At 74.5% G+C, this 11,459-nt stretch carries 3 protein-coding genes; all 3 read right to left on the bottom strand.

The features are described 5' to 3' along the window. Positions 1-30: 30 nt before the first annotated feature. Positions 31-2,133, bottom strand: coding sequence for a hypothetical protein (locus J2S42_RS33405; RefSeq protein ID WP_307245666.1), 2,103 nt, complete (start codon positions 2,131-2,133; stop codon positions 31-33). Between the two features lie 225 nt (positions 2,134-2,358). Next, positions 2,359-4,389 (bottom strand): hypothetical protein, encoded by a 2,031-nt coding sequence (locus J2S42_RS33400; RefSeq protein ID WP_307245664.1) that lies wholly within the window; start codon positions 4,387-4,389, stop codon positions 2,359-2,361. Positions 4,390-4,403: 14 nt separating this feature from the next. Beyond that, positions 4,404-11,441 (bottom strand): hypothetical protein, encoded by a 7,038-nt coding sequence (locus J2S42_RS33395; protein WP_307245662.1) that lies wholly within the window; start codon positions 11,439-11,441, stop codon positions 4,404-4,406. Positions 11,442-11,459: the final 18 nt, after the last annotated feature.

Genomic DNA, 11,459 nt, shown 5'->3' with positions numbered 1-11,459 from the left:
ACCGTCCGCCTGGTTCATTTCTCTCGACAATCAGGGACAGGTGGTGACATAGAGCGCGGCTTGGCTGAGCACGTCGCGGTGCTCCTCCAGCTGTTGCGCCCAGCCCTGCAGCGCCCGGACGTAATCGGTGCGGCTGCCCTTGCCCGGCAGGTAGTCCTTGTGCGCGAAGATCTCGTCACGCATCTGCCGGTAGACCTGCTCGCGCGCCGCGCCGTCCGCCGCCTGGTCCCCGGTGGACACGGCGGTGATGCCCGCGACGCCCTCGATGCCCTTGCGGATCGCCGCGAGGATGCTCCGGGACGCGCCGTCGTCCATCGTGCCCAGGGTGAGGGCGGCGAGGTCGTCGAGCGCGTCCGTGCCGAGGTGCAGGACCTTCGTGATGTCCGGCAGTGCCTGGACCGTGCCGCCCTCGACCCGCCTCAGGTAGTCGATGCCGGCCTCGAATCGGCCGTCCGCCGTGTCGAGCAGGTCGAGCAGCTTCATCTGCGGGGCGAACACCCGCGGGTCCACCGGCAGGGCGTCGACGGCCGGGCGGAGACTCTTGAGCGTGCTGCCGTCCACGGTGAGCGCGGCGACCAGCGCCGGCACGTCGTCCATGCTCATCGACAGGTACGACGCCATCGTCCGGTCGATGTCGAGCGCCGGGTTCGCCCGGACCGGTGTGCCGGACCAGACGGAGGTGTCCTGCGGGACGCCCTTCTGCGCCGTTCCGGCCACGACGCCGTCCGCGCCGACGATCCGCCACGAGACCCCGATGTCGAGACCGGTGCCCAGCTCGCGGCGCAGCACCGGCGCGCCCAGCGCCGCGGCCGGGCCGCTCAGCTCCGGGCCGACGCCGCCGTAGTCGATGACCATCGGCATCGGCTCGGTGTCCCGGCCGTGCTGAAGGTTCCAGGCCCGCTGGAACAGCAGCGACTGCGCCCGGGCCAGATCGCGCGCGGCCTCCGCCTTTCCAGCCGGGTGGCCGACCACCACCACCGACCGGCCGGCGTCGGCACCGAGACCGGCGACCTGGTCCAGGAAGTTCGCCGGTACGGAGTCCCGCGCGCCCAGCACGTCGACCGAGAGGCGGTCGTCCGGACCGTACGTGCGGTGCACCGTCAAGCCCTTGGGCCGCACGATCGGCAGCGGGGTCACGGCGGTGCCGGTGTCGACGGCGGCGAGATCCGCCGGGTCCCACGCGGTGGCCTGGATCATCTCCGTCTCGGCCGGGAACAGCGCGGGTTCGCCGGTGCGCGGATCGGTGAACCGGATCCCGTGCTCGTCGTGCACGGCCTTGAACGTCTCGACGTGCTGCCCGCCGCGCGCCCGCACCTCGATCCTGACCTCCTGGTGGTGTTCCGCGATCCGGGCCATCAGGTCGTTGTACATGCCGAACCGCTCCGGGCCGGTGATGCCGTCCGGGACACGGGGGGACGGCGCCGGCTCGCTGGTCCGGCTCTCCAGGTGCCGGACCAGTGCCGGTGGCATGCCGAGCTGCACCCGGCCGCCGGCGTCGAAGACGATCCGGGCGCTGGGATATCCGCCCGCACGCGACAGTGCCAGCTCCCGAAGCGACGGGTCGACGTCAGCGAACGGGTTCGGGGCACGATGCTCGATCGGTGCCACCTTGACGACCGCCGCGCGCTCGCGAATGACGGGCCGGCCGTCGCCGTCGAGATACAGGAGCCGGTTCGGATTGATCGTGAGGGCCGCGTCGATCAGTCGCCGGAGCGCGGTCTCCGCCTGGAAGTGCAGCTTGTCGGCGTACTCGGCGAGTTGATCCAGGGTCATTTGCGAGTCGGCGGGCCGGTTGCTCAGGATGTCCAGCGCCTCGGGCGGGAGGCTTCGAAGATATTGACGGGCCAGGTCGAGTGCCTGGGCCTCCTGCGGGCTCAGCTCCCGGGCCGGCCGCGGGACACCGTCGTCGCCCATCACAGTCACCGGGCTGCTCAGGATCGGATCACCCAGGCCGATCCCGAAGGTCAGGCTCCCGTACCCGCGGATGACCGGAATGTCTTTCATGTCCCTAAGCTTCTCGTCGCCGGCCAGGCTCGACGACGGCGCGTTGAAGAGGTATGTGCCGCCCGTGGTCGGCAGGACGTGCTCGAGGCAGATCGCGTCCATGGTGCGCGGCGATATCGGCAGGTTCACGGTGGCTCTCCGGTCAGCAGTTGATCAAGATGTAGATGGCGGCCTCGAGCGTGCGCGGCGAGCCGCCGTGTGTCGACCTGGTCGGTGCGGTCCGCACGGAACCGGCCCTTCCACGTCGTACCGCCCGATCCGCTCCGGGTCGCCCGGCTGCAGTGGTTCCACCGGCCCCCTCCCGCCTGTCCGCGACATGCTCGCGGATCACCCGGGCGGTGGGCCAGTCGTCCGCTATGGACACGTGGTGACGAACAGCGCGACCTGGTTGAGGCCGTCGGCGTGCTGGGGCATCTGCCTCTGCAGGTCCTGGAGGCGGCGGATCCACTGGGTGCGACCGTCCCGCGGCAGGTACGTGCTGTGGCTGTAGATCATGTCCCGGACCGTGCCCTCGGGCGCGCCCTGCAGGTGCAGGTGCAGCGCCTTGAGGATGGCGCGGCTGGCGCCGTCGTCGAGCGTGCCGAGCGTGATCGCGTCGATCTCGGCGAACGCGGCGTCCCGGACCGCCGGCTCCTGGGTTGCCACGGCCGGGACCGCGGCGAACAGGCCGTCGGCCCGGTCGTCGCCGCCGGCCCGGTAGGTGAGCAGCGTGTCGGCGAAGACCGGGTCTCGGTCGAGCACGTTCAGGAACGCGGCGTGCGCGGCGAACACGCCCGCGGTCGCTCCGAACTTCGTGATCTCGGGCCGCAGGTCGCGCAGCGCGGACCCGTGCTCGGCCAGCGCCGCGCGGATGGCATCCGCGTTCTCCAGCGGTGTGGTCAGGAACGACGACAGCGCGGCCGGCGCCTTGTCCAGCGTGGACACGCGACGGCGACCGGCGTAGGCGGCCAGCAGGTCGGCGGTGATCTCCTTGGCCGGCGGCACCGTGGTCGCGCCGCCGACGCCGGCCCACAGGTTGTCCAGGCTGAACCCGGTGCCGGTGCCGGCGGTCTGGTGCAGCAGCGGCACCCGGTAGTGCTCGACGATCCGGCGCAGCCCGTCGCTGACCGTGCCACGGGTGATCACCACGGGTACGCCACGGTTGTTGGTGTGCTGGAACAGCTGCCAGTCGAGCGCGGCCAGCTCGGCCGGGGTCGGCGCGTCGGAGAGCCGTTCCGAGCCGATCACCACGACGGACTGGTCGAGCCGGGAAGCGGCCTCGGCGATCCGGTCCATGAACCGGGACGGCACGCCGCCGATCACGTCCAGCGTCCGGGAGCCGCCGAAGTCGCGGTACACGTCCGCGGCGCCGGAGACCCGCACCGGCAGCCGTGGGCCGTCCCCGCCGGGCCGGCCCGCCGCCAGGTCGAGCAGCCGGGTCTCCAGGTCCATCTCGCCGCCGAGCGGTGCGATCCGGATCGGGTCGGCCGGGTCGGCGGCGAAGACCGTTTCCTGCCCGGTGGCCGGGTCCACGAACGACATGCCGTGCGCGTCGTGCAGTGCCAGCGTGACCTGGTCGCCGACCTGGATCATCGTGTGCGCGCCCACCGGGCTGTCCGCGATCGCGGCGAGCAGGTCGCCGTACCCCTGGATCAGCTGGGAGGTCTTCGGGAAGTCGCGGGCGTCCAGCGGCGTGCCGGTGCGGCGCAGCACCTCGCCGTAGGCGTGCGCGACGAGCGCCGGGGGCAGGCCGAGCCGCACGCCGCCCTGGCCGTCGAAGGTGATCCGGGCCGACGGGTACGGCGTGGAGAGCACGCTGTCCAGCAGCTCCTTGCCCTGGCCCGCGTACGGGTCCGGGGCCCAGTGCCGCAGCGGCACGACCCGGATGATCTGGGCCTGGTCGATCGGCACGATCCGCAGGTCCCGGGAGAAGCCGATCAGCCGGTTCCGGTCCACGCCGCTCAGGTCCGCGGTCGCGAGGATGTCCACCGGCAGCCCGGCCACGTCCGCTCGGGCCGCCGCAGCCGTCAGGTTCAGGTCGTGGTCGCCGAGCGGGCGTTCTACCATCCGGTCCAGCGCGTAGTCCGGGTGCCCGTTCAGGAACTGGTAGAGCAGGCCGCGGGCGACCCGCTGGGCGTGCGTGCCGGCGCCGCCGGGCGCGCGCACGCCGTCGTCGCCGACCCGGGCGCTGTCCGGCGCGAGGTCGTCGAACGCCTCCGTCATGCCCTTGCCGAGCGTGATGTACGTGTTGCCGTCCGGCGCGATCACGTCGAACGCGGCCAGCATCAGCGGGTCGTCGGTCAGCGCGGCCATCCCGTCCCGGCGCAGGTGCAGGCCGGAGCCGGTCGGGATGATGTGGTCGAGGCAGATCGCGTCCATGACGCGCTGGGTCAGCGGAAGGGTCACGGCAGGCTCCCGGGTCAGCAGTTGGAGAGGGTGTGGGTCAGGGTCTCGATCAGGGCGGCGCGGGCCGGCCGGCCGGTGCCGCGCAACAGGTCGCGCAGCGCGTCCAGGCGGCCGACGAACGCGGTGCGGTCCACCGGGTCCAGGCAGTCCGGCGGCGGTGCGCCCGGCGCGCGGGCGGTGCTGGACACCTTCCGGACCTTGGTGAGGATGGCCCGTAGCGCCGGGTCGCCGGCCGGGTCCCCGGCCGCCCGCTCGTCGGTCAGCGCCATCGCCTCGGTCACCGCCTCGAACACGTCGATCACGGCCCGGTCGACCGCGGTCCGCGCGGCGGCCCGCAGCAGCGTCAGCGCCGCGTCCGGCGTCATCCGGCCGGCCAGCACGATCTGGAAGAGCAGGCCGTCCATGGCGTAGCGCTCGCGGCGGCCGGCACCGGCCAGCGCCAGCACGTCGTACGCGAACGACGCCGGTACCGGGCCGCCGGTGTACGGCGGCTCGACGTCGAGCAGGCTGCGCACGCCCGGGATGAGCCGGTGCGTGGCGGTGGCGTCCAGGCCGAGCGCGACCCGGAAACCGGCGAGGCGCTCCCCGTCCGGCGCGGTGGTGATCAGCCGGTCGAGCGCGTCCCGTACGCCCGGGTCGGTGAGTTCCCGCGCGTGCCGCCGGTGGTGTCCGGCCGCGTCCGGCCCGGCCGTGAGCAGGCCGGCGAGGACCGGTGGCAGTGCGGCGGCGCGCGGTCCGGCGGGCAACCGGGCCGCGGTCGCGACCAGCTCCGCGGTCAGCCGGGCCTGCTGCGCCACCTGGGTACCGTCCGGTCCGGACAGTCGCCAGACCATCCGGACGTCCGTGACGTCGCTGATCACCGCGGCCCGCACCACGATCGGCCGGAAGCGTTCGCGAAGCGCGGCGAACGCGTCGTCGGTGGCCCGGGTGCCGAGCGTGACCATGACGATCGGCACCTCGCCCCACCACTCGTGGTCGCGCAGCGCGCGTTCCAGGTCGCCGAGCGCGTCCGGTGTGCGGCCGGTCAGGTCCACGGTCAGCACCGGGCGCCGCAGGCCGGCGGTCAGCGCGCCGAGGTCACCGGCCGTCCACGGGCCGATGCTGCGCGGCGCCGGCAGCGGGCGGGCCGGGATCGACCGTCCGGACCACAGCGGCCGCAGCACCGGTTCGGCGCCCGGGTCGAGCCGGAGCACCTCGGCCGCGGCCTGGTCCAGCAGGTGTAGCAGCTCCGTCACGTCGTCGTCGCCGGGCGTCCGCAGCTCCGCGGCCGCCAGCCGCTCCAGCGCGGCGCGGACCAGTTCGGCCGCGACCGAGTGCGGGAACCGGTCCAGCACCGCGGTGACCCGCTCGGTGGCCGCGTCGACGTGCTTGCGCAGCTCCGCGACCGGGTTCTCGGGTTCCCGCAGCGGCGGTGGCACCGGCGGGGCCGTGTAGGCCACCTCGGCCCGCCACACCTCGGGCTGGGTGGACGTCGCCAGGGCACCGTAGGCCGCGTTGTTCACCGCGAGCATCGCGTTCAGCACGGTGCCGGAGGTGAACGTACCGGTGCCCAGGTAGGTGACCTGGTTGTCGAACGTCACCAGCCGCCAGTACGCGTCGGTGGTCCCGGTCCCCGGCCGCGACACCTCGATCGGGTACGCGATGTTGAGCCCGTGCGCGCGGCGCAGGTCGTTGAGCCCGCCGTCCCAGGACGGTGCCACGAACAGCGCGGTGCGGATCAGCTCGGGTTCCGCGGTGAGCAGCGCGGACAGGCGCTCGGCGGCCGCGCCGGTGCCGTCCTCGACGTCCAGCACCACCAGCGGGTGGCCCATCGCGGCCGCGGTCCGGCCGAGTTCGCCGGCCCAGTCCGGGGTGTCCGGTACCGCGCTGATCCAGCGGACGCCGGGCTCCGGTGGCCGGCCCAGCCAGCCCAGGCCGCGTTCGGAGCGCACGGCCGGGGCAAGCGCCAGTTCCGCCTCGTACGCCCGGTTCGCCCGGCGGGCCAGCCGCCGGTTCCAGCCCCTGGCCTCGCGTGCGGTCAGCCGGCGCGCGCCGTACGAGAGCACCTCGACCGGCACGTGCGCGACCAGCAGCGCGCCGTCGGCCAGGTCCAGCGGCGCCTCGGTGGTGACGTCGATCGCCTGGGACTGGGTGACCCGCTCGGCGCCGAGCACGAACGCGCTCTCCGCGTACTGCCGGAGCGTGGCACCGCGGTGCGTCGGTACCAGGTCGAAGCGTCCGATCGTCCACTCCGGAGCGCGCCCTGTCTCGCGCAGACGCTCGTCGTAGTCGGGGATGCGCGCCCGGACGCTCTCCTCCAGCCGCTGCCAGATGGTCGCCCACCGCGCGCCGAGGAAGTCGACGGCGTCGGCCGGCAGCCGGGCGAGCAGGTCGGCGAACGCGTCCACCCGGGACAGCACCGCGATGTGCACCTTGTTCAGGTGCTCCGGGCTGACCGGCCAGGTGGCGACGCCGGCGAAGTTTTCGTAGAACAGGGCCGCGTACCCGGCGATCAGTTTCGCGGTCGCGGCCGCGTCCGGCCCGTCGCCGGTGGCGAGGAAGTCCGCGGCGAGCCGGTCGCCGAACGCCAGGCCGTCGGTCAGGTGGTCCCGGGTCAGGTAGCCGCGGTCCCGGTCCCGCCAGGTGTGGTCGCGGACGTGCTCGAGGAAGTCCCGCATGCCGGAGAGCACGACGCCGTGCGTGAAGTGGTAGTGCGAACCGGGCGCCTCGCCGACCGGCGGGCGGCCGACCGAGACGCGCGCGCCGATCGAGGTGAGCGTGACGTCCACGCCGGACCGGGCGAGGAAGTCGGGCAGCGACATGACCGGGCCGGCGCCGTCCGGGCCGGGCAGGTTCCGCGTCTGCGCCGCCATCCGCGCGAACGCGTCGAAGACGTCGTCCGGGTCGTCGCGCTGGAACTCGTGCGGGTGCGAGCGCATGATCCCGCTGACCCGCTCGATCATCGCGACGGTGACCTCTTTCCCGTCGCCACCGGCTGCGATCGCGGCGTCCCGGTCGATGAAGTACCGGCCGTCCGCGCCCCGGTAGACCGCCTTGGTGTCCACCTCGATCCGGAAGCCGCCGTGCGTGCCGTACGCCAGCAGACCGCCGCGCAGCACGCTCGCGTCCTGCCCGTCGTCGAGGAAGAGCATCACGGTCTCTTCGTCCTCGACGACGGAACCGCGGTACCCCCGGCTCACCGGCGGGTCCAGCAGCGGCGCGGTCCGCGACCGCGACTCCGGCTCCGGCCGTTCCCGGGCCGGGACCACCACCCCGTCCGGGCCGATCACGATCATCCGGGTGTACGTGTCCGCGTCGAACGCGGCCGGGGTCTCCCCCGGCCCGCCGGCCCGCGGCCTCGCGTCGCGCTCGGTCAGGTTCACCCACCGGATGCCCTGGTCCGCGGTGCGGTAGGCGGCGTAGACGTGCCCGTGCGCGGCGCCGGTCCGCTCGGTCAGCACCACGGCCGTCGCGCCCGGGACCAGCCGCGGGTCGGTGTCCAGCGCCGCCCAGCCGCCGAACCGCTCCCAGTCCCGCCGGTCGCCGAGCCACGTGCCCGGCAGCGGTTCCTCCCGGGTTCGCGGCACCCGGACGCCGCCCCGGTGCAGCCGGCCGACCAGGCCCTTGACCAGGGCCAGACATTCCGCCACGGTACGGTCGCCGCGGTGCCGGGCCAGGCGCCGGCCGGACGCGACCACGTCCCGGAACAGCGTGGTCAGCTCCGCGGCGGTCAGCGCCGGCGGGGGCACCCGCTCCGGCTGCGGCACCGCGCGGGCGGCCGCGTCCATCCGGCCGAGCGCGGCCTCGAGGCGGTCCGGGGTGAGGTCGCCCTCGCCCAGCTCGATCACCCGGTTGTCGAACGTCACCACCCGCCAGTGGCGCGCGGCCACCGGAGCCGCCGCGCCCAGCGTCCCCGGCACCCGGGTGAGCACCGGATAGATCATGTTCAGCCGGTGCGCCTGGCGGACGTCGTTGAGCGGCCGGTCGAGCACCGGTACCCAGAACAGCGCGCTGCCGGCCAGCTCCGGCGCGTCCTCGAGCACGAAGCCCAGCACGCCCGCGGCCTCCTCACCGGTGCCGTCCAGCACCACCAGCTGGCGTCCCTGCGCGGCCGCGGCCGACCCGAGGAGGCGGACCCCGTCGGACGGGTGCTCCTGGCGGCTGACCCAGCGCAGGTCGGTCTCCGCGACCGGGCTCAGCCAGGCCCGGGCACCGGCGGCGCGCTTCGCCGGGCCGATGTCCAGCGCCGCGTCGTACGCGGCCGAGGCACGCCGGGCGAGTTCCGCGTTCAGCTGCTCGGCCCGGCGGGCGGTGACCCGGCGGGCGACGTACGAGCGCACCTCGACCGGAATGTGGTCGATCAGCAGCGCGCCGCCGGCCATGTCCAGCGGGGCCGCGGTGGTGAAGCCGATCGCCTCCCACTGCGTGACCCGCTCGGCGTCCGCCACGAACGCGCTCTTCGCGTACTCCTGGAGCGTGTGCAGCCGCCCGTGGGTGAGCGCGTGCCGGAAGTCGTCCCGGAAGAAGAACGGCTCGTCGTTGTTCTTGGCCCGATAGCGCGTGGCGTAGTCCGGGATCCGGGTGCCGATGCTGAACTCCAGCTCGTCCCAGATGTCCTCCCAGTTCTCGCCGAAGAACTCGACCGCGTCCAGCGGCATCCGGTCCAGCAGGTCGGCGAACGCGTCGACCCGGGACAGCACCGCGATCTCGACCTTGTTCAGGCCGGCGTCGATCGGCCAGGTGGCGGCCCCGGCGAAGCTGTCGTAGAACAGCGCCGCGTACCCGGCGATCAGGTTCGCGGTCTCGGTCGACTCCGGGTTGCTCGCCAGGAACCGCTCGGCCAGCTCGTCGCCGAACCGCAGACCGTCGGTCAGGTGCTCCCGGGTCAGGTAACCCCGGTCCAGGTCACGCCAGGTGTTGTCGCGGACGTGCTCGAGGAAGCCGCGCATGCCGGAGAGCACGACGCCGTGCGTGTAGTGGTAGTGCGAGCCGGGCTCGTCGCGGACCGGTGGGCGCCCGACGGCGGTGCGCAGGCCCAGGTCGGTGAACTCGAGGCCGAGATCGAGTCCGGCCAGGAACTCGGTGAGCGGCATGACCGGGCCGGCGCCGTCCGGGCCGGTCAGCGTCGCGGTCCTCGCCGCCATCTTCCCGAACGCCTCGAACACCGGTCCCGGGTCCGAGCCGTTCACCTCGTGCGGGTGCGACCGCAGGATCGCGCTGACCCGCTCGATGATGCCCACGAGCGTCCCCCGGCCGTCGCCACCGGCCGCCCGCGCGTCCACCGGCGAGGCGTACAGCAGGCCGTCCCCGCCCCGGTAGAACGCCTTGGTCTCCACCTCGATCCGGTACGTGTGATCGGGCCCCCACGCCAGCACCTGGCTCCGGACACGCTGCGGCTCGACGCCCGGTGGGAAGAAGAGCATCACCGACTCCTCGTCCTCGACGCCGGAGCCGCGGTAGCGCCGCTCGGCGCGGTCCACCATGGCCAGCGCGGTCGCGTCCGGTCCCGCGGACTCCGGCGGCGCGGCCGGGACGGTGACCGCGGTGCCGTCCCGGCGAAAGATCCGGGTGCGCAGGTCGGTCGCGGCGGCGGCCTTCGGGAGCCCGCCGGGGCCGGGTGCGGTCATCTCCGCGTGCGTGCGGACCCGGTCCGCGTCGCGGGTCGCGGACGGATCCACCCAGAGCACACCGTCGGCCGTGTTGACCACCAGGAACGCGTGGCCGATCGCGCCCGGCCGTCCGGACAGGACGAACGCGACCCGGCCGGGCTCCGCGCCGACGATCCGGCCGATCTCCGCCCAGCCGGACGCGCGCGGCCAGGTGCCGGGCACGCCCCAGCCGGCCCACAGGCCGTCGTGCAGGCCGAGGTCGTCGTGGGCGCGACCGTCCGGCGGGGTCAGTGCGACGCCGAGCCGGCCGAACAGCTCGTCGCGGGCCACGCCGATGGCGGCGGCGCAGTACACGTCGCCGCTGCCGGAACCGAGCCGGGTCACGATCCGGCCGGTCAGCGCGCGCATGCCGGCGGCGGAGAAGTCGACCGGGGTGTCCGGGCCACCCAGCCGCGCCGGCCCCGGCTGGGCCGGGGCTTCCGCGTCGAACGGCCGGGCCGGGCCGGGGGCGTGGGCCGCGGCGGGGCCGACCCGGGTCGCGAGCGAGGCCGTGCCGAGCAGCGACGTCGCGCCCTCCGGCGTCACGGCCGTGATCGCCGCGTCACCGTCCGCGGCCAGGTCCACGGTGAACAGCCCGGCCGGCCGGGACACCAGCCAGATCGGGCCGGGACGGCCGGGCGCCGCGACCAGCAGGGCCGAGCCCGGCGTGGCGGCCAGCGACGCCACCAGAGCGTCGGCGTCGGCCGGGGCCGCGGGCGTGCCCCAGGCGCGGAACCCCTCGTCCGCCCGGATCGGCCGCACCCGGCGCCGCAGCACGGCCGGGTCGGTGCCGTCCGGCACACCGAAGAGCGCGACACCGGCGGCGTACGCGTACCCGGCGCCGGACGAGCCCCGGTGCTCCGGCGTCACGTCCAGCTCGCGGCGGATCTCGGCGGACCGGACGGCCAGCCGCTCCAGGCTCTCCCAGGACGGCGGCGCACCGTCCAGGACCGCGCGCAGCGTCTCCCGCGCGGCGGCCTGGTCGCGGGCCAGCACCCGTACCGCCGCGGGATTGTCCTTGCTCTCCAGGCCGGCGGCGTCCAGCGGGACGACGCGCGGCGAGGGCGTCAGACCCGGCCGGTACGCCGCGTGCGTGGCCAGGCCGAAATCGTCGGTCAGGCCGAGCCAGACCGCCGGGTCCGCGGTGTCGCCGGGCAGCGTGCCGAGCACCAGCCGCTCCCGGACCGGCGCGGGCAGGTCGGCCAGCGCGCGGCGGACCCGGTCGGTCGCGCCGATCCTGGTCCGGGCGCGCTCCGGCACGAAGACCGTGACCGTGCCACCGGCCCGGGGCGCCCGCAGCGCGCCGGTCAGCGCGGCCGGATCGACCGGCTCGGCCATCGGCCCGTCGTGGAAGAAGACGCCGCCGGGCACCGCGATGAAACGGCCGTCCGCGCAGATCAGACGGAAATCCCCGGCATTCGCCATGCTCTGCTCCTCACCCCC

This window comes from Catenuloplanes indicus, from assembly GCF_030813715.1.
Classification (GTDB): Bacteria; Actinomycetota; Actinomycetes; order Mycobacteriales; family Micromonosporaceae; genus Catenuloplanes; species Catenuloplanes indicus.
Note: the sequence above shows the minus strand (reverse complement) of the source record. Positions and strands in the feature narration are given on the sequence as shown.

Excerpts from the sequence above, each read along its gene's own strand:
- J2S42_RS33395 (WP_307245662.1), bottom strand. The coding sequence starts at position 11,441 with ATGGCGAATGCCGGGGATTTCCGTCTGATCTGCGCGGACGGCCGTTTC.